Here is a 23,867-nt window from a genome sequence, read left to right on the forward strand (position 1 = left end):
GTATACCCGAGTATAATGAAAGCTTGCTGAAGGCCGTTCGGAAGCTTCGATCAAGAGGCGTCATGCGCTTAGTGCGAAAACAAAAAAGCTGGTACGCCCTAACGCCGCCCTATCAGCGGGCATTGGAAGACATGTTTCTGATTGAAAGAGCTATGGCCTGCAGCGATAACTAAGGGCGGAGAGCCGTCGTTCGCTACGTGATGCATCGAGGTCCGCAATGCGGGACTTTGCCGCCATTGCAGATCAACTGCATGATGTCTGCTTTGGCAAATGGTCAACATAGCCCGCCGCTACCAAAGCACTAAACGCGGCCTGAGTTTCAGGTGGGACATCCACCTCGGTTTGAAACCCTTTGCGCGCATAGTCTTCCATTCGAGCAAAATCTCCGACCATTTCACAGATCAATGCGCGTTCGTCGTGGTGAGGAAGCTGCTGGTCTAGAAAGCTAACTTCTGGCGCTGTGACCGAAACACATACGCCTTGCCATTGCGCTTTGGCCGTGGCGAGTGCTCTCAGCTGTGTCTGCGGCTTTGTGACGATGATTACCGACGCCGCATCCGGCACGATTCGAGCGCAAAACCGCATGTTTTCACCAATGTTCGTCGCCGACGGCTCTAGCAAAATGGCTTCTTCGGGCACCCCCATCTCCTTTGCGTGCAGTTCGAACGCCTCTGCTTCAGTTGCGGCATAAAGATCTTTCGTCCAATTCCCTGAAGCACCCGAGAAAACCATCTTTTTAGCGAGGCCACGTCCAAAAAGATCAACGCAACGCGACGCCACCCGTAAATCGTAGGACCCTAAGCCGACGATAACATCTGAAGGCACTAGTTCATCGAATACGCAGTGGAAGCTCCATAGCCGCTCGGCGTTTTCTAGGTAATCGGTCACATTTAGTCCGCCTACTTCAAGTACAATGAACATTCGCTGCACTGCAAAATCGTGTCAAGATGGGCTCAATCCTGTCCTTCGCTGCAAGGTGTGTCAATGTCCGCTGTGGGCCGTTCGCGTTGATCGAGACTAAGGGCGGTGGGCTCGTTTGCTTTTCTCTACACTGCCTAGTAGTTCGAAATACAAGATGAGACCCAATAGGTCTCACACTCCAAGCAATCTACCAGAGGTGGGTTGACGAACGAAGAAAACTTCAATCGATTGATTTATATAAAATATGTTGAGTAAAATGGTGCACCCGAGAGGATTCGAACCTCTGACCCCCTGATTCGTAGTCAGGTACTCTATCCAGCTGAGCTACGGGTGCGCTCATGGGGGCGATTTACCGAGTGTGGCGGGGGGGCGCAAGGGGCCAATCGCGCTTTTTGTAAAAAAGTTTGGTTTGCGAGCATATTTTACGCAAGAATAGGCTTTTGCGCGGCACCCTCAGATTGAGCAAACCCTTTGGGAAGGTGAATCGCAAATCGCGTGCCGGTCTCGTCGCTGTTTTCTAAGATCAAATGCCCTCCGTGCCCTCTCACAAGCTCGGACGCGATCGCGAGACCAAGGCCAAAGCCACCTTTGCGCGTGCCCCCCTGGAACGGTTGGAACAGGTGTTCACGGGCTTTCTTGGGCAAGCCAGGTCCGGTATCCGCGATATGAATAAGCCATTCATCTGTATCCTCAAAGCTGGACACAGAAATTTCACCAGACTTGCCTGTGGCCATGATCGCTTGGCGGGCATTGCGCACCAAATTTGATATCACGCGGTGAAGTTGTTCGTCGTCCGCGCGCAGGACCAAGGTGGCGGGCACATCTTCGGAGAAGGACAAATCGAAATCACCAATAGCAAGGCGTTCGCTGTCAATCACTTCGGCCACGAGCTCGGAAATACGCACGCCTTTGAGGGCGGGCGCAGGCTCTTCAGCTTTACCAAAGGCCAAAGTGGATTCGCATAGGTTCACAGCGCGCTGGATCGAGTTCACAAGTTTCGGCGCAGAGCGTATCACCGCAGGGTCATCGGAATATTCCAAACGGTCCGTGAAAAGTTGTGCGGTGGTCAAAATGTTGCGCAGATCATGAGACACCTTGGCAACAGCACCGCCCAGTTGCGCCAAGCGCTCTTTTTGCCGCAATGCCCCTGTCAGCTCCATCTGCATTTCACATAAGGCGATTTCCGCCTCACGCAGCTCAGTAACGCCCGCCGAGGGCTCAATAATACGGCGCGCATCTTCTGGCGCCAAGGCATAGGACGTCATGGCGCCGACCACATGTTTGATCGGTTTCACGATAAGTTGGCGCACAGCAACAAACAGCAAAGCCGCCGTAAAGAACGAAATCACAGCCGACAGCATTAAAATGCGGATGCCATACTCGATCATAGCCATGCGCAACGGCGTGGTGGACAAAGTGACCTCGATCAACAGGCCCGCTTCTTTGACGGGATCGCCGATGACGCGGATGACCTGATCGTTTGGATTCACCAACACAGAGGCAGCATCTTTGATCAAATCCCAAGCTGAGGGAGAACGCAGGTCATATGTACCCGATATCTGTGCGGGAATAGGCGAGGACAGCACCAATTGGCGAATTTCATTGCGCCGCAGCACCACGTTATAAACCCCCGCATTGGCCAGCAACTCATCTTCGAGCTGCATATCAATCGAATCATTGGCCAAAAGTGCCAACGACGCGATTTGTGCGCGCTCTAAATGCGATAGCAAAAAGTCCTCACGGAACCGCGAAATGGACGGCACAAAAATCATGATTTCGGCGGCCATCACAAAGATGACCGTCAACATCAGGAACCGCCCATTAAGCGTGTTGAAAAAGCGCCGAAGCGTCATAGACCCTCATTTGCCCCTAGGGCAGGAACCGTTGAACCAGTTTGACCACGGTTTTCACACGCGGGTTGTCAAACAGCTTAGGGGTAAAATAGGCCCCCGCCGCGCGTTTGTTAAGCTCCATCAATGTCGGATATGGCGCGACCATGCCAGCGATTTGTCCAATCTTGAGCTTTGCAGACACCGCAAGAGCCCAAAACGAAATCAATTCACCGGCATCTGGACCGGCGATCGTGACCCCAACGGGTCGGTTTTTTACGATCATCACTTTGATAAATCCGCCCCCGCCAGCGCGCCCTGTGGTAATGGCGCGATCATTGCCGGAAATCTCGGCCCGCGACACGGTGAGCGCGTCCCCGTGAATTTCGCGGGCTTCAGCTTCTGTCAGGCCAACTTGGCCCAGTTCAGGGTCTGTATAAGTGGCGCGCGGGATGTGATGCGTCGCGGCTTTGGCAGGCAGACCAAACAACATAGAGCGGATCAGAACGCCTGCATGATAGCCCGCAACATGGGTGAACTGCATCCCGCCAGCAGCGTCACCAATGGCGTAGACACGTTTATTGCTTGATCGCAAAGAGGCGTCCACTTTGACGCCCGCGCGGGTGCGATCCACCTCACCTTTTTCTAAATCTAAATTGTCAGTATTGGCGATGCGCCCAACAGCGACCAATAAATCCGTACCTTTGACCTCAGTGCTATCTTTGAGCTGCACAGTGATGTCGCCAGCTGTTCCAGAAACCAAAACCGCTGGCGCGTTCTCCAAAATCGTAACACCTTCGCCACGCAAAGCCGCTTTGACGACGTTGGCAGCTTCTGGATCATCACGGCCCAGTGCCTCCATCGCGTCGATCACGGTGACCTCACAGCCCAAGCGGCGATGCGCCTGCGCCATTTCCATACCGATCGGACCACCCCCCAGCACCAACAGGTGCTTGGGCGCTTGGCGTTGCGCCCACAGGCTTTCGTTGGTCAGGTAAGGCACGGCATCCAAACCATCGATGGGCGGAATGAAGGCACGCGAGCCAGTCGAGACCACAAAACGACGCGCGGTGATTTCCGTGTCGCCCGCTTGCACTGTGGTGGGTGAAGTGAATTTGGCGAAAGCGCGGATGACGGTGCAGCCCAATTCTTCGAAACGTTCTTGACTGTCATGCGGTGCGATGGTGCCGATGGCCGCTTGCACGTGCTCCATTGTGGCCGCGTAATCGACCTGAGGGGTCACACCTGCAACCCCCGCTCCGCCTTTGCGCATCAGATGAGCCTGTTTGGCCGCCGACAAAAGCGCCTTTGAGGGCACACAGCCATAGTTCAAACAATCGCCACCCATCTCGCCAGCTTCAATCAGTACAACTTTTGCGCCCATTTGAACCGCGCCCGAGGCCACAGACAGCCCGCCTGAGCCGCCGCCAATGACACAAATATCCGTTTTAATCTTTTTCATGTTGCGACCTCCCAAGGGCTGCTTAAGTGCGTTTGAAGCGTTTGTAGATAATCGGCAGCGCAGACAAAGCCGCCAGCCCAAGAAGCGGGAACAAGATTTGCGGCTCGAAAATCACGCCCAAATCAGGCATACCACCTGTTTCAAGCACAGACCCAAGACCTGCCCCCACTGAGGTAAAGATGAACGTGCCAGGAATAATGCCAAGCCCAGTGGAAATAACAAAGCGGTGCAAGGGTACGCCCACAAAGGCAGGCAGCAGATTGGCCACAAAGAAGGGAACAATCGGCAACAGACGGATTAGGAACAACATCGACCATTGGTTTTGATCGATACCGTCTTTCAACTGCTTTATGCGTCCCGAACCGGTGTCCATCTTAGACGCCAACCAATCACCAAGTCCCCAACGCGCAGCCAGAAACAGACAGCTCGCGCCGATGGTGGCCCCTGCCACGTTAAAAAACACGCCCGGAAAGACCCCGAACAAGAACCCGCCCGTCAAAGTGGCCACAGAAGCACCCGGCAATGAAAACGTTACGATGACTACATAGGTAATCATGAACAGAGCGACAGCTGCAACGTAATGAGAATCACGATAGGCAATCAGAGCCTCGCGATGTTCCTTAAAACTGTCAAAACTCAGCTGATCGCGGAATGTTACGGCCAAACCGACAGCAATTATGACAAACAGCATCAGCGGTAAGAATCGCTTCACCTGCCCCTTAGAGGGGTCGGTCTTCTCTGGCGCGAGAGGGGGAAGATGATTGGACAAAGGCTTTCCTTTATGGTGTTTGGCGAGCAAATATGGTGTTTGACAGGCAAAATGGTCGCACGACACCAACTTAGCCAGAGAAATCCCTTTGTCTCACGCGTCAGTGAACGACTGGTGACCCAGCGCGAGAAAACTGTAATATGCCTGAGAATTCTTTGCGAATTGCCGCGCAATCAATTGACAAGCCCCCCGGTCCTGCCTAAAGACTGCGCTTCGAACGTATACACGCCTTCGAATCCCCTTAAAGGATTTGGGCCTCAAATAAACCGATGGAGACGTTGCGATGAAACGCACCTTTCAACCGAGCAACCTCGTCCGCAAACGCCGCCACGGTTTCCGTGCGCGTATGGCAACTAAAGCGGGCCGTAAAATAATCAACTCACGTCGTGCGCAAGGTCGGAAGAACTTGTCAGCGTAAAAGTTGAGCCGAAAGGCTATGAGAATGACACCGTCGAATGCCCCCATGGTTATGGCTCCTGCCGAAGCTACGGGATCGCAATCGGCGGTTTTGTCATGTTCGGTTGCGGGTATTACAACACTGCAAAAGCGGGCTGACTTTTTGTTGGCCGCCCGCGCCAGGCGTCAAGGCACCTCTAGCTTTTTGTTACAAGGCCGCCAGCGCCGTGACACCGAATCTGCAACAGGCATTCGCGTCGGCTACACCTGTTCCAAAAAAGTTGGCAATGCGGTCAAACGCAACCACGCCAAGCGACGACTGCGCGAAGCGGCGCGTTTGGTGATTCCCGATGCGGGCCTTGATGGGTGGGACTATGTCTTGATCGGCAAATCTGGCGATACCAGCGCTCGCGATTTTCAGCTTTTGCTCAAAGACCTGCGCTATGCCCTGCGCAAAGTGCATGGCGACACAAACAAAGGACAAACGCGATGACGCCTTTCGCGATGATCGTGTCCTTGCCCGTGCGCGCTTACCGTCTGGTGTTCAGCCCGTGGATCGGCTTCAATTGCCGCTATCAGCCGACTTGCAGCGCTTACGCTTTGGAAGCGCTCGAAAAACACGGCGCAGTCAAAGGCGCATATTTGGCCGCACGCCGCGTCGGACGCTGTCATCCTTTGGGCGCATCGGGCTACGACCCCGTGCCCGACCCGAAAGCGCCGCCAAAGCGCACGACCTCTGAGGACTGAAATATGCTGGACGACCTCGACGACATTCACCCGCTGTTCCACGGCGCGCCCTCAACCACCGAATTCAAAAAACTACGCAAACGCATCGTGCGCAATGTCCGCGAAGCCGTTGAGCAATACGGTATGATTGAACGTGGCGCCAAATGGCTGGTCTGCATGTCTGGCGGCAAAGACAGCTACACGCTTTTGGCTATCTTGTATGAACTCAAATGGCGTGGATTGTTGCCGGTCGAACTTTTGGCCTGCAATCTGGATCAGGGCCAGCCTGGGTTTCCTGCCACGGTTTTGCCTGAGTTTTTGGAAAAAATGACGGTGCCGCACCGGATAGAATACCAAGACACCTATTCCATCGTCACCGATAAAGTGCCTGCTGGACGCACCTATTGCGCCCTATGTTCTCGCTTACGCCGCGCGAATCTGTACCGCGTTGCCCGCGAAGAAGGTTGCTCAGCCGTGGTTCTGGGTCATCACCGCGATGATATTCTTGAAACTTTTTTCATGAACCTCTTTCACGGTGGGCGCTTGGCGACCATGCCGCCAAAACTACTCAATGATGAAGGCGATCTTTTCCTCTACCGCCCCTTGGCACATGTGGCTGAGGCAGATTGCGAAAAGTTCGCTAAAGCTATGAATTACCCTATTATTCCGTGTGATTTATGTGGGTCGCAAGACGGATTGCAACGCCAACAGGTCAAACAGATTCTGGACGGCTGGGAAAAAAATAGCCCTGGCAGACGTCAAGTGATGTTCAAGGCGCTGACCAATATCCGCCCGTCTCACATGTTGGATCCCAAGCTGCACGATTTCCTTGGCCTGCTGGCGACACCACAAACCAACGATGAGGCGGACACTGCGGGAAATAGAGATAATTCTATCGAAATCCCCAAGCTGCGTTAACTTTGCAGCCACTAAATTGGCGATAGTGTGGCAATGAATTAGGCAAGCGTAAGCATGCTATCATTGACGAGGATCGCCCAATGCGCAACGATATCGCCGCAACTCTACGCCGTTTGCAAACTCTGCTGTCAGGCCAGCACACCCTCGCGTTCTTGCCCGCGATTTGTTTGGGCGCGTATTGGCTGGGCGGTGAAACGACCCTCATGACAACGGCGCTAGGTCTTCCGGCGCTCCTCGCGTTGACCAACATCGTTTCTTTATCCTCGATGCATGTCATCAGTACCGACGGCGTAACGGCGCTACCGCTACGTCCTGCGGTTATTGATGCAATCGATCAAACTCTTGACGCCCAGCACGCAACGGGACGCACCACCGCATGCATAACCTTGGCTATTGACGATTTCCGCGGATTGGAGGCAAGCTTTGGCACAGAAACCGCTCAGGATATCCTAAGAACCACGGCACGTCGCTTGGCAGACACACTGCGCGACCATGACATCGTGGCGCGCCTTGATGGACCGCGCTTTGCCATCGCTCTCGCGCCCGTTCGCCGCGCAGATTTGGAAACGTTGATCCAGCTATCCTCACGCATTCAGGCTGCCTTATCTGAACCCCTGTCCGTGGATGCCACCAAAATCTACGTCACTGCGAGCATTGGGTTTTGCCTGCCTGCCCGCGCACCAGGCCAATCAGGTGCTGCTTTTCTTGATGCAGCGGAAGCCGCGCTTGCAGATGCCAGATCAAATGGAGCTGGATCCATTCGCGCCTTCACCCCCGGTGCCATTCAAACCACGTTGGATCGCGGTTCCATTTTAGCCGATGTCGGGGATGCATTGGAAAACGGTGAAATTGTTCCATGGTTTCAGCCACAGATTTCGACAAACACAGGAGCCGTGTCAGGCATGGAGGCTCTCGCACGCTGGGTCCACCCAGAAAAGGGCGTGACCCCGCCCGCTGAATTCCTATCTGCTATCGAAGAGAGTGGCCTTATCGAACGTTTGGGTGAAATCATCTTATATCATTCTTTTACGGCATTGCAGACTTGGGACAGGGCCGGATTTAACGTTCCAACGATATCAGTCAATTTCTCTGCCACAGAACTATCTAACCCCAAACTGGTGGACAAAATCAGATGGGAATTGGATCGGTTCGAATTTGATCCGTCACGCCTGACCGTCGAAATCCTCGAAAATGTTATCGCATCTTCTGACAATGACACCATCACCCGCAACATCGCAGCGTTGAGCCAACTTGGCTGCGGGATTGATCTTGATGACTTTGGAACTGGGCATGCGTCTATTGCCAACATCCGTCGTTTTGCGGTCAAACGCATTAAAATCGACAAGTCCTATGTATCTCGTTGCGATGTTGATCGAAACCAGCAAGACATGTTGGCGGCGATCTTGACCATGGCAGAACGCATCAATTTGCAAACGCTCACGGAAGGCGTTGAAACAGTCGGCGAACACGCCATGCTTGCGCAACTTGGCTGCGATCATGTGCAGGGGTTCTCGATTTCCAAACCACTGGCGTTCGAGAAGACCCTTGATTGGATGGATGCACATCGTCAAAAATTGGCCCAGACACCTCAAATTGGACGCAAAGCCAGCTAGTCACTTTTTTGGATTTTCCTAGGAAAATCCTCGAATCCACTTGACCTTCGGCGCTTGGAGGAGTTGAACCACCCAGACCAATTCCAACAATCAGGCGACCGTGATGGACGATCAAAATAAGAACCTGATCCTCGCAGTAGTACTCAGCGGGATCGTGTTACTGGGCTGGCAGGTATTTTTCCCTGCCCAAAACTCAACAACATCTGTGACTTCGACAAACGTGCTTGAGACAAGCGATGGCTCGATTGCTCTTGCGCCTCCCAGCACCAGTGGGGGCGACATCGTAATAGATGCAACAACAGCTGTACCGAGCGAAGCAGAGCAAGCACCGCGCGTGACAATCGACACAGATCGCGTCCAAGGATCGATCTCGTTGGCTGGCGGCCGCATCGACGATCTGTCGTTGAAAGATTACACTGTCGACATCGACAGCGATGAAATCGTGACCCTTCTGACCCCAGTTGGCACCGACGCGCCCTATTACGCCGTATACGGCTGGGCCCCTGGTGGCGATCTTGGCCAAAATGATGTGCCAGGAGCCAACACGGTCTGGACGGTTGAGGCAGGAAATACACTTACGGTCGAAACCCCCATCACACTCGCTTGGACAAACACAAAAGGTTTGACCTTCCGACGCACAATCGCGATCGACAAGAACTACATGTTCTCGATCACACAGTCTGTGGAAAACGATGGCACAGAGGCGGCCCGCTTGGCCGCTTACGGCATCGTCGCACGCCACGGTACACCAGATGTCTCAAAGTACTTTGTTCTTCACGAAGGCCTTGTGCGTCAAACAGACAAAGACCTTGAAGAAGCCGATTACAAACATATCGCCGACTACGATTTTGACCCACGCGAAGGCGGGAATGTGTCAATTGAACAAGTCGAAGAAAACGGCTGGCTTGGCTTTACAGACAAAAACTGGATGACAACTTTGGTGCCGCAACCTGGCCAGAACTTCACATCCGTTGTAAAATTTGTCCCCGGATCGGAAATCTACCAAGTTGAATCTCGCCTACCGGCACAAGTCGTTGAACCTGGCGCCACGGCCCAGAACACAACATACCTCTTTGCCGGCGCCAAAGAATGGGAAACCATCAAAGGCTACCAAGACGATTTGGGCATCTACCGCTTCATCTACTCCATCGATTGGGGCATCTTCTTTTTCTTCACGCAACCGATCTTCCGCTTGTTGCACGCGATCAACGGTCTCATTGGCAACATGGGTTGGTCCATTATTGCTCTGACTGTGTTGATCAAGGGCATCATGTTCCCGCTCGCTTATAAATCTTACGTCTCAATGGCCCGCATGAAAGAACTGCAGCCTGAGATGGAAAAGATGAAGGCCGACGCAGGTGATGACCGCGAGAAGATGCAAAAAGGCATGATGGAGCTCTACAAGAAAAACAAAGTGAACCCTGCCTCTGGGTGTTTGCCGTTGATCTTGCAGATCCCTGTGTTCTTCTCTCTCTACAAGGTGATCTTCGTAACTATTGAGCTGCGTCACGCGCCTTGGATCGGCTGGATTCGCGATTTGTCAGCCCCTGATCCAAGCTCAATCTTGAACCTGTTCGGCCTGTTGTCATTCGCACCACCAGAGGCCGGCAGCATGTTTGCAATTGCCAGCCTTGGCATCCTGCCAATCTTGCTGGGCCTCTCCATGTGGCTGCAACAAAAACTCAACCCCGCGCCCACAGATGCAGCACAAGCTATGATCTTTGCGTGGATGCCATGGGTGTTCATGTTCATGCTCGGTAGCTTTGCCTCCGGCCTCGTGCTGTACTGGATTTCGAACAACACGATCACCTTTACGCAGCAGTACCTCATCATGCGCAGTCACGGTCACAAACCGGACGTCTTTGGAAACATCCTTAGATCGATGCGCCTCAAGAAAAAGGAAGGTTCGGCCTAAGGGCCGTATCACCCCCTATGAAACTAACATTTCCCATTGCGGAACCAGATGCGGCGGCCCTCGAGAAGGGTCGCCTCCTCTTTTCTGGCGAAACTGACTTTGTTAAAGGCGTGGTTGCCATGGACGGCATGCCGCCTGATGACCGCATCGAGATCTGCTTTGCAGGTCGCTCCAACGTTGGCAAATCCACCTTGATCAATGCGCTCACGGGCCGCAAAGCTTTGGCGCGCGCGTCCAACACACCGGGCCGCACACAAGAAATCAACTTTTTCACCTGCACTGACAGCCATTATGTGGTCGACCTTCCAGGATACGGCTTTGCCAAAGCGCCCAAAGACACGGTCGCCAAATGGCAACGCCTGCTGAAAGCCTACCTGTCTGGCCGCGCGACATTGCGTCGTGCTTTTGTGCTGATCGACAGTCGCCATGGCGTGAAAGCTGTGGACGAAGAAATCATGTCTTTGCTCGATCGCTCTGCCGTAACCTTTCAGGTTGTGATGACCAAAGCTGACAAAGTGAAAGACGCAGAGCGCGAAAAGAACCTAGAGCAAACCCGCGAAGCTGTCTCCAAACACCCTGCAGCCTACCCTGAGTTGATCGTGACCTCATCGGAAAAAGGCTGGGGCATCGACACGCTGCGCGCCGTCATTTCCACGCTAGAATAGTCGCTTTTCTTGCGGGATGCCGCGCAACCGGTATACCCTCAATCGGACACAACCCTTTGGACCTCTAAGCCATGAAGACACAAGACATGAACCGAGACTGGATCGCCACCGCCCGCACCTTATCCCAAGCCCTGCCCTATTTGCAGCGCTACGAGGGGGCCACTGTGGTGATCAAATTGGGCGGCAACGCTATGGGCTCTGATGAGGCCATGGAAAGCTTTGCGCGCGATGTGGTGTTAATGCAGCAAGTCGGCGTCAAACCTGTGGTCGTGCATGGCGGTGGTCCGATGATCAACAAGATGCTGGCCGATTTGAATATCAAGTCTGAATTCGTCAATGGCAAGCGCGTGACAGACAAAGCCACGGTTGAAGTCGTCGAAATGGTTCTGTCTGGTCTTGTGAACAAGCGCATCGTGCAAGCGATCAACAGTCAAGGCGGCCGCGCAGTCGGTATTTCTGGCAAAGACGCCAACCTGATGATCTGCGAGCAAACGAACCCAGACCTTGGATTTGTCGGCACGCCCACTGACATGGACCCGTCCATCATCGACGAGTTGGGCCAAGCAGGTCTGATCCCTGTGATCGCGCCCTTAGGCTTTGGTAGAAATGGCGAGACTTTTAACGTCAACGGAGACACGGCGGCCGGTGCCATTGCAAGCGCACTTAACGCGGATCGCTTGTTGCTTTTGACCGATGTGTCCGGCGTCAAAGATGCGGATGGCAAGGTTTTGACCGCGCTTGATTCCGATATGATCCGCAAGCTCACCGAAGACGGTGTGATCGCTGGCGGCATGATCCCGAAAACCGAAACCGCGCTGACGGCTTTGGCAGATGGCGTGCGTGCGGTAGTGATTTTGGATGGCCGTGCGCCGAATGCCTGCTTGCTTGAGCTGTTTACGGAACACGGCGCAGGGTCTTTGATCCGTAATGCCGAAACCTCACCTGACGTCTAGATGGGTTTGCGATTGATCCTGACGCGACATGCGAAATCAAGCTGGGATAATCCTTTGCTTGATGACATCGACCGCAGCCTCAATACGCGCGGACAACGCGACTCAGATCGCGTGGGTCACTGGTTGTCGGCAAAGGGTTACCGGCCAGCACAGGCGGTGGTCTCAGCCGCCCGTAGAACACAAGAAACATGGTCGCGCATCCAAGATGCAGCCTTATTGGGCGGCACAGAATGTTCGCTGCATGAAGGGCTTTATCTCGCATCAAGTGACCGTATTTTGCAGCAGCTGCACGGCGCACGGGGCCAAACAGTCATCTTGATTGCCCATAATCCTGGGATTGGTGATTTTGCAGCGCGCTTTGCAGCGACGCCGCCCGCACATGCAGATTTTGCGCGCTACCCCACCTGTGCGACCACAGTGTTTGACGTGGCAGCTGACAGCTGGTCACAGGTTCGGTTTGGGGAAAATACAGTGTTGGATTTCTGTATCCCTCGAGACCTCACAGACTGAGCCTAACGCGCGCGACCATTTACGATCCCATAAAAAAAGGCACCCTGCGGTGCCTTTTCCTTTGTTTGGTTGAACGTCTTAGTGACCCAAAATCTGGCTGAGGAACAATTTTGTCCGCTCTGATTTTGGATTGTTAAAGAACTCTTCTGGCTCGTTTTGTTCAACGATTTGACCTTGGTCCATAAAGATCACGCGGTTGGCAACTTGGCGGGCAAAGCCCATTTCGTGCGTCACGCAAAGCATGGTCATGCCCTCTTCCGCCAGTTCGATCATGGTGTCGAGCACCTCTTTGATCATCTCAGGGTCAAGCGCAGATGTAGGCTCGTCAAACAGCATGATGCGCGGCTGCATACACAAGGATCTCGCGATCGCCACACGCTGTTGCTGACCACCAGACAACATGCCCGGATACTTGTTCGCTTGATCAGGGATTTTCACCTTTTCAAGGAAGTGCATCGCCAGTTCTTCGGCTTCTTTCTTGGGTGTTTTACGCACCCACATTGGCGCCAAAGTACAGTTTTCAAGAATCGTCAGATGCGGGAAGAGGTTGAAGTGCTGAAAGCACATGCCAACTTCTGAACGGATCTTGTCGATGTTCTTGAGGTCTGACGACAGCTCTGTGCCGTCGACGATGATTTGACCCTTTTGGTGCTCTTCCAAACGATTGATGCAACGGATCATCGTTGATTTGCCAGAGCCTGACGGCCCTGCGATAACGATACGCTCACCCCGTTGAACAGTTAGGTTGATGTCACGCAACACGTGAAAATCGCCGTACCATTTGTTCATATTGGTGATCTGAATCGCCACCTCATCAGAGACGTTCAATTTGCTACGGTCGACGACGCGGTCTGTAGTTTCAGTAGACATAGATAGTCTCCTTTCTTAACGATGATCGGTCCGAAGCTTTTGCTCCAGCCACTGCGAGTATCGGGACATTGAGAAACAGCAGACCCAAAAGATAAGTCCGATGAAGATGTACAGCTCCCAAGTGATACCGTTCCATTCAGAGTTGGCGCGAATGGATTGAGCCGCTGCCAACATGTCAAAGATACCAATAAAGAAGACCAAAGTGGTGTCTTTGAACAGGCCGATGAAAGTGTTCACGATGCCCGGGATAGAAATCTTCAAAGCCTGCGGCATGATGATCAACCGCTGAGCTTGCCAGTAATCCAAGCCCAAAGCGTCAGCAGCCTCGTACTGGCCTTTTGGCAACGCCGCAAGGCCACCACGGATCACCTCAGCCATGTAGGCTGACGAGAAAATAGTGACCATAACGATCACACGCACGGTGAGGTCGAAGGTTACAGAAGGCGGTAGGAAGTAGTTCAACAACAAAGACGCAGTGAACAACAAGGTGATCAAAGGCACGCCGCGGAAGAACTCGATAAAGCCCACACACATCATTTTGACGAGTGGCAAATCAGACTTACGCCCCAACGCCAATACAATGCCAATGGGCAAAGACAGCGCGATGCCGGAAACACCGATGATCATAGATATCACAAAACCACCAAGTTCACGGCTTTGAATTTCGCGCAAAGGAAAGAGCGGCACAATACTGTCGAGCGCCCAGACAAACAATGGACCAATTGCGAACCACCAGATCAACCCAGAGACCACAGCAATCAATGCAGACAGGCCTGAACCAGTGTAACGGCCCGCGACCTTAGCCGCGTAAAACACCACAGCAAAGCCTGCTGCAACAGCAAGTGGTCCCCACAAAGAGCCGCCCCAGATCAACCATACCATCAAGAATGGGTAGGCCGCTGTGACGATCAAAAGCTTGCGTGGTACACGGTCGAACAGCACAGGCGCAATGGCAACGAGCAGCAAGACAAAGGCCACATGGGTGCGCCAGTATTCTGAGGCCGGAAAAAAGGTACCGTAAAAGATTTGACGCCAGCGTTCATTGATAACAGCCCAACAGGCTGCATGAGCGCCGTCCAAAATTTCGCGACACTCCGCCAAAGAACTCGCGTTCCATACACCACCAAACGCCCAAGGGATAATCGCGGACAGTCCAGAATAGATCACGAAGATGGATACAAGCGTTAGAATCGTGTTGAACCAGCCGGAAAACAGGTTTTCTTTGATCCATTTCGTGGCGCCAACTTCGCCACGAGGCGGCGGTTGCTGATCCAACATGTGGTCGCGCACAAAGGCGATGGTTGATTTTCGATCACTCATCTTAGCGCTCCTTCAATTTCATGGATTTGTTGTAAACGTTCATGCCCGATGAAATCAATAATGAGACAACAAGATAGATCATCATCATCAATAGCATACATTCCAGCTCGCGACCGGTATTGTTCATCGTCGTCCCGCCCAGCGTGGCGCGCAAATCTTGATAGCCAACGGCCAAAGCGAGAGACGAGTTTTTGGTCAGGTTCAAGAATTGCGAAATAAGCGGCGGAATGATCACCCGCAACGCCTGTGGCAAAATCACAAGGTTCATAGTCCGCGATGGACGCATGCCCAAGGCGAAGGCTGCTTCAGACTGCCCTTTGGAAATCGCCAAGATGCCTGAACGCACGATCTCGGCAATAAACGAACCTGTGTAGACAGACAAAGCCAGCCACAAGGCCAAGAATGAATTGGACAGTTGAATACCGCCTTGAAAGTTAAAGCCTTTCAGAGCCGGAGAAACCAAAGTGATTGGGCGACCCAAGATAAAAAATACCAACAGAGTTGGGACAATAAAAATTGCCAGTTTGATCCAAGCATTGGGCAAAATCTGCCCCGTGGCCTCAAAGCGACGCTTCGACCAACGGGCAAACGCCCAAATTCCGACAAGCGACAGCAAGAAGGTGATAACGACAAAGACAGAGCCCGCGCCCCATTCAGGTTTCGGGATGTAGGTACCGCGACCTGTCACGGCAATACTGTCCCACAACCACATAGAGGCATCAGGATTTTCACCGCGAAACGCTTTGGGTTGCGGCAATGCTTCGGACAAAACAGCCATCGTGGCGATGATCCAAATCACAACAGGAACATTGCGGAAAGTTTCCACGTAAACGGTCATGATTTTTGCGATCAGCCAGTTTTTCGACAGGCGCAGAACACCCGCGGTCACACCAATCAAAGTGGCCAAGATACAGCCCAAGAACGCGACAAACAGCGTGTTCAGCAATCCGACGTAGGCTGCGCGAAGATTGCTCGATTGCGAGCTATAATCGACGAGAACTTGTTGAATATCGTAGTTGGATGGATTTGAAAGAAAGCCGAAATCGATTTCTTTGCCCAAGCTGGCAAGGTTGCGATTGACGTTCACAAGCAAAAAAACCGCGATCATCGCAAAAGCGATCACCGCGATGACTTGGATTGTAATAGCTCTGTAGCGCGTGTCGTAAATCAATTGGCTGATGCGAAATCCATCGGCCTTTGGTGGGTCTATCATTGTCGTCATTGCAGACTGTCCCCATGTCCCGTTTTTGACACTAAATTCGACGAAAGTGCACTTCGTCGTTTCGGTCATTTATTTTTTAGCCGTGTTTAGATGTGGAAAGGGCGCGGAGTGAACCGCGCCCTTTGAGTCACTAGATCCTAGCGGAAAGGTGGGGAGTAGATGAGACCACCTTCGGTCCAAAGCGCGTTCAAACCACGAGCCAGACCAACCGGTGTGCTTTCACCGATGTTCGCCTCAAAGCTTTCGCCGTAGTTGCCCACCATGGTGATGATGTTGTAAGCCCAGTCATTTGGCAGACCAAGCATGCCACCAAGTTCGCCTTCAACACCGAGCAAACGGTTGATTTCAGGGTTATCAGAACCAGCAGACGCCATTTCAACGGCGTTTTCAGATGTCACACCAAGCTCTTCAGCGGAAACCATTGCGTTGAGTGTCCAACGAACAACGTCACCCCATTCGGAATCGCCGTGACGTACGAGCGGGCCGAGTGGCTCTTTAGAGATGATTTCTGGCAAAACGACGTAGTCGCTTGGGGTCTCGAAAGATGCACGAGACGCGGCAAGAGCTGAAGCATCTGTTGTGTAGACGTCACACGCACCAGCAAGGAATTGGTTTTGCGCTTCTGTGAAGCTTTCAACAGGCACTGGTTCGTAGTCCATGCCATTGGTGCGGAAGTAATCCGCCAAGTTAAGCTCGGTGGTTGTACCTGTTTCGATACAAACAGTCGCGCCTTCAAGTTCTTTGGCAGAAGAGACACCAAGATCTTTTGGAATCATAAAGCCCTGGCCGTCGTAGTAGTTTACGCCAGTGAATTCGAGCTTAAGGTCAACGTCACGTGAGAATGTCCATGTTGTGTTACGGGCCAACATGTCGACTTCGCCAGATGACAAAGCGGTGAAACGCACAGCAGATGTAAGGGGCGTGTATTCGACTTTTTCAGGATCGCCGAAAATAGCCGCAGCAACAGCGCGACAGAGATCTACGTCAAATCCTTTCCAAACGCCGTTCGCGTCTGGAGCAGCAAAGCCTGGAGTACCAGGGTTGACGCCACACTTAAGAGCGCCGTGTTCTTTGACAGCGGCCAAAGTTGATGAACCGGCGTCTTGAGCCATAGCACCCGTCGCAACAAGACCTGCGGCAGCCAAAGCACCGATAAATACAGTTTTTTTCATTTTTACCTCTTCCTGATTGCACGTTTTTACAACGCATATCCGATCAAACCATTGTCGGACGTGTTCTAAAAAAAAGCACCTAAGCACCTTCAATACGCACGATTTGAGGTTAATCATCACATTTGGTCAAGTGGTCGATCACGAATTTGCATACTTACTGAGCGTAAGCTCAAATGAGTGGCAATAATCAAACAACTCCATTAACGGTGCACTTACTGCACCACATAGCATCAGCGCATGGCGAATTCATCGTAACCCGATCATTTTCCTACCAGTCCAGCAATATATTAGGCCTACCGCAAAATGCATTGTCGCTATTTTTGCGCCATATGGAAGAAGTCATAGGCATGCACAAAACTTGTGCGCTTTATGTCTGCCACGCGCGTGGCTTCGTCATCTTCACCCCATTGCGCAATTTGAAAGCTCTCATCAACCCGAGAGAGCTCCCAAAGCGATTCTGGTGGCTGCAATGATTCGGTTGCGGCAAAGCCCAAGGCCAGTGATCCGCTCAACGACACAAGGTCATGAAAAGCCGATAATTGGAACTTATCCAACGCATGAACCTGGGCCCGCAACTGGCCCAAAGCAGTTTCGTTTTGAGGAATAGGCATCACACCTTGGCGTGTTTCCAAACGCACGCCATACGTGTCGAACAGCCACTCAAGAATAGGATCCCAAGCTTGCGCCTGTTGGGCCATCAATTCTTGCGGAAACGTCGCACGGTAGCACAGCAAATCACTGTCGCCGTATTCTGCCAACATATCCGCGACCTCGGCGTGCTGGACACTGACCTTATCAATGGCCGCATTGGCACCGCGTGTAAACGGCATGACATTGGGGTCGATCTCCCCCTCTTGCGCATCCCATTCCAAACGCACTTGCTCGGCCATCGTCTCTGTCGGCACAACCAAAAGGGCTTTGGCGGGGGTGCGCACATTGCGACCATCCAAGAGAACAGTAAACCCGTCCTCAATCGCCGCTACGGTTGTGTCTTTCCAAAAACGTTTGGCCGCAAAGTCTGCCACGGTTCAGTCCTTCCAAATCTCATCAAGCGCGCCGTCCAGCGCAGCAAAATCATCAATAACGATGCTGGCGCCCGTGTCTTTCAACGCGCCTGCACCGTGATAGCCCCATGACACGCCAATCGCTGCAACGCGCGCGGCCCGGGCCATTTCCATGTCATAGGTTGTGTCGCCAATGACGACCGCATCTTGCGCAGTCACATTGCAATCCGCCAAACAGCTTTGCACCATCGACGGGTGCGGTTTGGACGGATGATCATCGGCACATTGTGTGCTGACGAAATGTTCCGCAAAGGGCCACGTCTCAAGCAAGCCATTCAATCCACGCCGGCTGTTGCCCGTGGCGATGGCCAATTGCACACCCCCGCGTGCAGCCAATCGCGCGATGGCCTCAGCCGCACCGTCAAACAACGGAAAAGACGACTGCGGCTTGATCCGGTTGGCGTTGAAATCCGCTTTGTAATCGTCAACCAGCTGCACAATCGTAGCGTCGCACACATTGGGCGCAAGCTCGCGGATCGCATAGGGCAAAGACAGACCTACGATGGACAAGATCGCATTGCGCGACGGCACCGCGATCTGTGCCGCATCAAAAGCTGCTGTCATCGAGGCGATGATATGCGCCTGACTGTCGACCAAAGTGCCGTCGACATCAAAGATAACAAGTTTGGTCATCGCAATGTCTCGAAAGGATCTTCGGCCGCCAAGCTTTCGTGCCAGTCGAAAGTCTCCCAGCTGTTTTTCATATGCTCAGGCAAAGGCGCTGTCACGCTCAGCTCTTTTTTGGTCACGGGGTGTTCAAACGCGATGCGGCGTGCGTGCAGATGCAATTTTTTGCTGATCACGCCGCCAAGCTGCGCGCCCCAACCGTCGCCCATGTTTTCTTGACCAGAGCCGCCGTATTTACCGTCGCCCACAATCGGGTGACCAATCTCGGCCATATGGACACGCAGCTGGTGAGTGCGGCCCGTCAAAGGCTCCATCGCTACCCAAGACGCGCGGCTGCCCACACGGTAAAGCGTCGCGTAAAGCGAACTCGCACGTTTCGCGCCCGGGGTGCTGTCGACATCACGCGGGTGAACGGCGTGCATCTTTTCGCCCTCGCCGCCTTTACCGCGCCCCATGGCTTTGACCAGACCATATTTGATCTCGCCCAAATACGGCACAGGCACGCCAGCCACCAAGGCCCAGTAGATCTTGCGGGTGTTGCGGTGACGGAAGGCTTCGGTCAATTTCGTCGCCATCGCAGGGGTGCGCGCCAGAACCAAAGCGCCAGACGTATCTTTGTCCAAACGGTGCACCAGACGTGGCTTTTCATCATAACCAAAGCGCAAGGCCTCGGACAGGACATCCACGTGACGCGTTTGCTTGGATCCGCCTTGGGTGGGCAGACCAGCGGGCTTGTTGATCACGATGATATGGTCGTCTTTGTACAAAACCGCGTCGCGCATCATTTTGATGTCGGCATTGGTGATGCGAATGGTGTTATGCGCTGGTGCCTCGGAATCGGGCAGCGGCGGGATACGCACAACATTGCCAGGACCAACACGGGTATTAGATTTTACCCGCCCGCCATCGACGCGAATATCGCCCTTGCGGCACATCTTTTCGATGTTGCCTTGGGTCACCAAAGGAAAGGATTTACGGAACCAACGGTCAAGACGCTGCTCAGGTTGATCGTCTCCGATCGTTATCATTTGAACCTTGCTCATGCGAAGAAACCTCGTGCCACTGTGAGACCAAGTGCAATGCCGCCAAGCGCCAAAGCCAAAGTCCCGAATACGTAAAGAGCCGCAAGCCCGAATTGGCCGCGCTCGTAGATCGTGATCGCATCAAGCGAAAACGCAGAATATGTGGTGAAACCACCCAAGACACCTGTCATCAGCAATGGCGCAAATCGGTTGCCCGACTTTTCCGCCAAAACGACAACCAACACCCCCATCAAGAACGACCCTAAAAAGTTGACGGTCATTGTCCCCCAAGGGAATCCTTTGCCCAGCAGGCGTGCCACGCCCATGCCAGTGAGGTAACGGGCCGAAGCCCCGATGGCGCCGCCAAGGGCCACTTGCAGTAGAGGTGTCATGTTCCGTGTCCTTTTGCCTGTTCCTTGGGTGGCAGGGGGTAAAATGTCAACAGATATAGGCGTATCGATCACTCTGAGGACCGCTTGGTCCGCAGCTTTTCGAAATAGGCGACCCTTTTGGCCAAATCACGCTCGAAACCACGCTCAATTGGCACATAGAACTGTGTGCGCGGCAAGGTATCGGGGAAAAAGTTTTGCCCTGAAAATCCATCCTCAGAATCGTGATCATAGGCATAGCCAGCCCCGTAGCCTTGTTCTTGCATCATCTTGGTTGGGGCGTTCAAAATGTGTTTGGGGGGCGGCTCTGATCCGGTTTTGCGCGCAGCTTCACGCGCGGCTTTATAGGCCACATAACCTGCGTTGGATTTTGGCGCGAGAGCCAAATAGATCACCGCTTGCGACAGCGCCAATTCGCCCTCAGGCGATCCCAACCGCTCATAGGTTTCCCATGCGTGCATGCAAATCGTTTGCGCTTGCGGGTCGGCTAAACCGATGTCTTCCACCGCCATGCGCACGAAACGTCGCGCCAAATACCGCGGATCTTCGCCGCCTTCCAGCATGCGCGCAAACCAATAAAGCGCCGCATCTGGATCAGAGCCGCGCACCGATTTGTGCAGCGCAGAAATCAAATTGTAATGCTCTTCGCCGGACTTGTCGTATTTCGCCGCGCGTCGCATCAGACGTTTGCCAAGTTGATCAGAACTCAGCGGCTCTGTCACTTTCCACGCCATGACCTGTTCGATCAGGTTCAACAGCGTGCGCCCGTCCCCGTCGGCCATTTCAAACAATGTACTGCGCGCGCGAGCATCTAACGGCATTGTACGTTCAAGTTCTGCTTCGGCCCGTGTGGCCATCAGCGCCAAATCGGCCAATGATAGCCGTTCCAGCACCAATACCTGACTGCGCGACATCACCGCGGCGTTCAGTTCGAAACTTGGATTCTCGGTCGTCGCGCCCACAAGCAAGATGGTGCCATCTTCCATATGTGGCAAAAAACTGTCCTGCTGGGCTTTGTTAAACCTGTGAATCTCGTCCACAAACAACAAGGTGCCCTTGCCGTTCTGGCGACGCAGTTTTGCGGCCTCGAACACTTTGCGCAGCTCAGGCACGCCGGAAAAAATCGCCGAAATCTGCACGAAATGCAGATCGGTCTCATCCGCCAAAAGCCGCGCGATTGTGGTCTTGCCCACACCGGGCGGACCCCAAAAAATGATCGATGACAAAGACCCAGAGGCCAACATCACACCAAGCGGCGCCTCTGGCCCAAGCACCTGCGACTGCCCGATTACGTCCCCAAGCATCTTAGGTCGCAATCGGTCCGCCAGCGGGCGTGGGGCCAGCGGGGCCTTGGGGGCTTCATCTGTGGTGAAAAGATCTGACATAGGCCCACATTACGCCGCAAAGCAGGGTCATAAAAGAGAAAACGGGGCCGACATGGCGCGTCTCGGCCCCGGTCTTAGATGCATACTAGTGCAGTTTGTTGGACAGATTAATGCGGATGCAAGCGTTGTTGGTGCCATCCATATCCATCACACGGCCGATCACATCGATGTCCAAACCGACACGACGTCCCCAACGTGGTCCGTTTTCCGGAATCAAACCGATCACAGAAGTCGCTCCCAATGCCCGTGCAGATAGGGTCATTTCGTTGATGAGGTTCATTTGAACACGCATACGACTTTTCGCTGGCACACGGTGTGACACGAAAATACGGCTGGATTCCCAAACGTGCTGCGCAACAGGCGCCTCGTCAAAAAGCAGATCTGACGGGATACTGTCCAACAGCCCGCGCTGAGCATCGCGGATCATGTAAGAGTAGATGCCACATTTTGTTGTGGTTGGGGTCAATCGAATGCCGGCTAAAACCTCGCCAAACTCATGTACTGCGATCCAACGAGATGCAGGTGTATCATATTGGTCGTACTCCATTCCATCGGCTTGGGGCAGGTCCCACTTAGCTTGCTGGATGAATGTTTCATGTCTTGCGCGAAGCATGTTCGCAAAAAGATCGCCGTAGTTGTGTAGGTTTGTGAAAGAAAGAGTAGTAGTTTGCATGGTATTCTCCGGTGTTGGTTGATTTCTTCAACGCAACGCGAGAGCTGATACCATCACAACAGCTTGATCTCCTTGGCTTTTTGGATTGCCTCTGAGGTGGTCCGCGCCATTAGACGCTCTCGGGCCGATACCAATCGTGCTTTCAGCGCACTTTCAGATATCCCGAGTCTGGCCGCGGCAGCTGCGTGACGATCACCGCCCGCGATGCACCGGAGGGCCTGAATTTGGGCCTGTGTCAGTTGTGTTTGAGGTTCAGATACTTCATGCAAAGTCCGCACGACGGTCGCAATTTTTGCGATTTCAGCATCATTAAATTCACGATCCGTACGGGAACACCCGACAATAGAGCGCGATTGAACCGGCCCACAAGACACGGCCATTCCGTAATTCAGGCCGAATTCAGCGGCCTGCCTCCAAATATTAAATGGATCGGGGAGTTCTATTTCGCTCCACCTTGTTTGCCCTTCACAGCTCAGGCCCCAAGCAATCATAGGATCACGCAGAGCATAAGCATTTGATGTGTAATGTTCCAACCATTTAGGATCATACGTCGATTGATACACCAAAGGCGCCGCAAAACGAATGTGCAGGCCTGCGGTAAAACCAACTGGCGCAGCTGTGCGCAGTTGAGCAAATAAACGATTGAGTTCTGTGGTGCTGGTCATGAAAGCTCATTCACTATCAAAAGGGTGACAACCTAAAGGCGACTGCCTATCCCGACGCTAAACTAAAGGTTCTCACTTGAAAAGGCTCGATTACCAAAATTCAAACGATGACGTCAGCTTACCTACCGGCACAACAGCTTACTCTAAAGCCGATACAAACGATGTAACCAATAAACCCTAGACCTCGATACAATCCTAGGGTGAAAACAAATTTCGATCATTTGTTCTGTCAACGTTCCGCGAACACGCGAAAGTTGAAACAAAAAAGGCTCCACTCAAGAAGAGTGGAGCCCAAATTTTAACATGCTACGCACAATTATGCGTCAGCTACAGTGCCGTCTTCTTCTGCAAGGCGCGCTTTATCAGCAGCACCTTTTGCAGATGAATCACGGTCAACGAATTCGATGATCGCCATTGGTGCATTGTCACCGTAACGGAATCCAGCGCGTACAATACGCACGTAACCACCTTGACGCTCAGCGTAACGTGGGCCGAGGATGTCGAAAAGTTTCGCAGCAAACTGCTCTTGCTTGAGCTGGCTTGCGGCTTGACGGCGAGCGTGCAGATCGCCGCGTTTGCCCAAAGTGATCAATTTTTCAATGATCGGGCGCAATTCTTTTGCTTTTGGCAAAGTTGTTTTGATTTGCTCATGTTCGATGAGCGAGCCGGCCATGTTCGCGAACATCGCTTTGCGGTGCTCATGTGTACGATTCAGGCGGCGGTAACCTCTAGCGTGGCGCATTATATATCTCCTATAGCGTGCTTTTTATACTTTGTCCGG

General features: G+C 53.1%; 25 protein-coding genes and 1 tRNA gene. 9 read left to right on the top strand and 17 right to left on the bottom strand.

Annotated features, from left to right (window positions below):
• Positions 1 to 243: 243 nt before the first annotated feature.
• The 5 genes from WNY38_RS05370 to WNY38_RS05390 all read right to left on the bottom strand — a co-directional run bounded on the left by WNY38_RS05370 (position 244) and on the right by WNY38_RS05390 (position 4,903).
• Positions 244 to 921: a YdcF family protein gene (locus WNY38_RS05370; protein WP_342856308.1), complete on the bottom strand. Its 678-nt coding sequence runs from the start codon at positions 919 to 921 to the stop codon at positions 244 to 246.
• 257 nt (positions 922 to 1,178) lie between these two features.
• Positions 1,179 to 1,255, bottom strand: a tRNA-Arg gene (locus tag WNY38_RS05375).
• Positions 1,256 to 1,343: 88 nt separating this feature from the next.
• Positions 1,344 to 2,774: a HAMP domain-containing sensor histidine kinase gene (locus WNY38_RS05380; RefSeq protein WP_342856309.1), complete on the bottom strand. Its 1,431-nt coding sequence runs from the start codon at positions 2,772 to 2,774 to the stop codon at positions 1,344 to 1,346.
• A 16-nt stretch (positions 2,775 to 2,790) separates the two neighbouring features.
• Positions 2,791 to 4,212 (bottom strand): FAD-dependent oxidoreductase, encoded by a 1,422-nt coding sequence (locus WNY38_RS05385; protein WP_342856310.1) that lies wholly within the window; start codon positions 4,210 to 4,212, stop codon positions 2,791 to 2,793.
• 22 nt (positions 4,213 to 4,234) lie between these two features.
• A complete protein-coding gene (locus WNY38_RS05390; protein WP_342856362.1) occupies positions 4,235 to 4,903 on the bottom strand; it encodes a TVP38/TMEM64 family protein in 669 nt (222 codons plus the stop codon).
• 361 nt (positions 4,904 to 5,264) lie between these two features.
• Here WNY38_RS05390 and rpmH point away from each other — a divergent pair, with 361 nt between their 5' ends.
• From rpmH to WNY38_RS05435, 9 genes are all read left to right on the top strand, one after another.
• On the top strand, positions 5,265 to 5,399 hold the full coding sequence (gene rpmH / locus WNY38_RS05395; protein WP_342856311.1) for a 50S ribosomal protein L34: 135 nt from the start codon (positions 5,265 to 5,267) through the stop codon (positions 5,397 to 5,399).
• A 24-nt stretch (positions 5,400 to 5,423) separates the two neighbouring features.
• Positions 5,424 to 5,870, top strand: coding sequence for a ribonuclease P protein component (gene rnpA, locus WNY38_RS05400; RefSeq protein WP_342856312.1), 447 nt, complete (start codon positions 5,424 to 5,426; stop codon positions 5,868 to 5,870).
• Positions 5,867 to 6,124, top strand: coding sequence for a membrane protein insertion efficiency factor YidD (gene yidD, locus WNY38_RS05405; protein ID WP_342856313.1), 258 nt, complete (start codon positions 5,867 to 5,869; stop codon positions 6,122 to 6,124). Before rnpA ends, yidD begins: the two co-directional genes overlap by 4 nt.
• A 3-nt stretch (positions 6,125 to 6,127) precedes the next feature.
• Positions 6,128 to 7,021: a tRNA 2-thiocytidine(32) synthetase TtcA gene (gene ttcA, locus WNY38_RS05410; protein ID WP_342856314.1), complete on the top strand. Its 894-nt coding sequence runs from the start codon at positions 6,128 to 6,130 to the stop codon at positions 7,019 to 7,021.
• Between the two features lie 80 nt (positions 7,022 to 7,101).
• Positions 7,102 to 8,634: a bifunctional diguanylate cyclase/phosphodiesterase gene (locus WNY38_RS05415; protein WP_342856315.1), complete on the top strand. Its 1,533-nt coding sequence runs from the start codon at positions 7,102 to 7,104 to the stop codon at positions 8,632 to 8,634.
• Between the two features lie 103 nt (positions 8,635 to 8,737).
• Positions 8,738 to 10,549 (top strand): membrane protein insertase YidC, encoded by a 1,812-nt coding sequence (yidC, locus tag WNY38_RS05420; protein WP_342856316.1) that lies wholly within the window; start codon positions 8,738 to 8,740, stop codon positions 10,547 to 10,549.
• Positions 10,550 to 10,566: 17 nt separating this feature from the next.
• Positions 10,567 to 11,214, top strand: coding sequence for a ribosome biogenesis GTP-binding protein YihA/YsxC (gene yihA, locus WNY38_RS05425; RefSeq protein ID WP_342856317.1), 648 nt, complete (start codon positions 10,567 to 10,569; stop codon positions 11,212 to 11,214).
• A gap of 71 nt (positions 11,215 to 11,285) precedes the next feature.
• Positions 11,286 to 12,167: an acetylglutamate kinase gene (gene argB, locus WNY38_RS05430; RefSeq protein ID WP_342856318.1), complete on the top strand. Its 882-nt coding sequence runs from the start codon at positions 11,286 to 11,288 to the stop codon at positions 12,165 to 12,167.
• A 12-nt stretch (positions 12,168 to 12,179) separates the two neighbouring features.
• On the top strand, positions 12,180 to 12,677 hold the full coding sequence (locus WNY38_RS05435; protein ID WP_342856319.1) for a histidine phosphatase family protein: 498 nt from the start codon (positions 12,180 to 12,182) through the stop codon (positions 12,675 to 12,677).
• A gap of 78 nt (positions 12,678 to 12,755) precedes the next feature.
• On the opposite strand, the gene WNY38_RS05440 is transcribed toward WNY38_RS05435, so the two are convergent.
• The 12 genes from WNY38_RS05440 to rplQ all read right to left on the bottom strand — a co-directional run bounded on the left by WNY38_RS05440 (position 12,756) and on the right by rplQ (position 23,828).
• Positions 12,756 to 13,547 (bottom strand): amino acid ABC transporter ATP-binding protein, encoded by a 792-nt coding sequence (locus tag WNY38_RS05440; RefSeq protein ID WP_342856320.1) that lies wholly within the window; start codon positions 13,545 to 13,547, stop codon positions 12,756 to 12,758.
• A gap of 15 nt (positions 13,548 to 13,562) precedes the next feature.
• Positions 13,563 to 14,867, bottom strand: coding sequence for an amino acid ABC transporter permease (locus WNY38_RS05445; RefSeq protein WP_342856321.1), 1,305 nt, complete (start codon positions 14,865 to 14,867; stop codon positions 13,563 to 13,565).
• A 1-nt stretch (position 14,868) separates the two neighbouring features.
• On the bottom strand, positions 14,869 to 16,089 hold the full coding sequence (locus WNY38_RS05450; protein WP_342856322.1) for an ABC transporter permease subunit: 1,221 nt from the start codon (positions 16,087 to 16,089) through the stop codon (positions 14,869 to 14,871).
• A 137-nt stretch (positions 16,090 to 16,226) separates the two neighbouring features.
• Positions 16,227 to 17,261: an amino acid ABC transporter substrate-binding protein gene (locus WNY38_RS05455; RefSeq protein WP_342856323.1), complete on the bottom strand. Its 1,035-nt coding sequence runs from the start codon at positions 17,259 to 17,261 to the stop codon at positions 16,227 to 16,229.
• A 314-nt stretch (positions 17,262 to 17,575) separates the two neighbouring features.
• Positions 17,576 to 18,286, bottom strand: a complete 711-nt coding sequence (locus WNY38_RS05460; protein WP_342856324.1) for an ATP12 family protein — start codon at positions 18,284 to 18,286, stop codon at positions 17,576 to 17,578.
• A 3-nt stretch (positions 18,287 to 18,289) separates the two neighbouring features.
• Entirely contained in the window at positions 18,290 to 18,958 is a 669-nt protein-coding gene (locus WNY38_RS05465) for an HAD-IA family hydrolase (protein WP_342856325.1), read from the bottom strand.
• A complete protein-coding gene (locus tag WNY38_RS05470; RefSeq protein WP_342856326.1) occupies positions 18,955 to 19,995 on the bottom strand; it encodes an RluA family pseudouridine synthase in 1,041 nt (346 codons plus the stop codon). Before WNY38_RS05470 ends, WNY38_RS05465 begins: the two co-directional genes overlap by 4 nt.
• Positions 19,992 to 20,366: a fluoride efflux transporter CrcB gene (gene crcB / locus WNY38_RS05475; protein ID WP_342856327.1), complete on the bottom strand. Its 375-nt coding sequence runs from the start codon at positions 20,364 to 20,366 to the stop codon at positions 19,992 to 19,994. The genes WNY38_RS05470 and crcB overlap by 4 nt, the downstream gene beginning before the upstream one ends.
• Positions 20,367 to 20,434: 68 nt before the next feature.
• Positions 20,435 to 21,748 carry a replication-associated recombination protein A gene (locus tag WNY38_RS05480; RefSeq protein ID WP_342856328.1) on the bottom strand — a complete coding sequence of 438 codons (1,314 nt, stop codon included), beginning with the start codon at positions 21,746 to 21,748 and terminating at the stop codon, positions 20,435 to 20,437.
• An 85-nt stretch (positions 21,749 to 21,833) separates the two neighbouring features.
• Positions 21,834 to 22,421: an acyl-homoserine-lactone synthase gene (locus tag WNY38_RS05485; protein WP_342856329.1), complete on the bottom strand. Its 588-nt coding sequence runs from the start codon at positions 22,419 to 22,421 to the stop codon at positions 21,834 to 21,836.
• Positions 22,422 to 22,474: 53 nt separating this feature from the next.
• Positions 22,475 to 23,086 carry an autoinducer binding domain-containing protein gene (locus WNY38_RS05490; RefSeq protein ID WP_342856330.1) on the bottom strand — a complete coding sequence of 204 codons (612 nt, stop codon included), beginning with the start codon at positions 23,084 to 23,086 and terminating at the stop codon, positions 22,475 to 22,477.
• A gap of 316 nt (positions 23,087 to 23,402) precedes the next feature.
• A complete protein-coding gene (gene rplQ, locus WNY38_RS05495) occupies positions 23,403 to 23,828 on the bottom strand; it encodes a 50S ribosomal protein L17 (RefSeq protein ID WP_342856331.1) in 426 nt (141 codons plus the stop codon).
• Positions 23,829 to 23,867: the final 39 nt, after the last annotated feature.

It is taken from the genome of Pacificibacter sp. AS14 (assembly GCF_038899935.1).
Classification (GTDB): Bacteria; Pseudomonadota; Alphaproteobacteria; order Rhodobacterales; family Rhodobacteraceae; genus Celeribacter.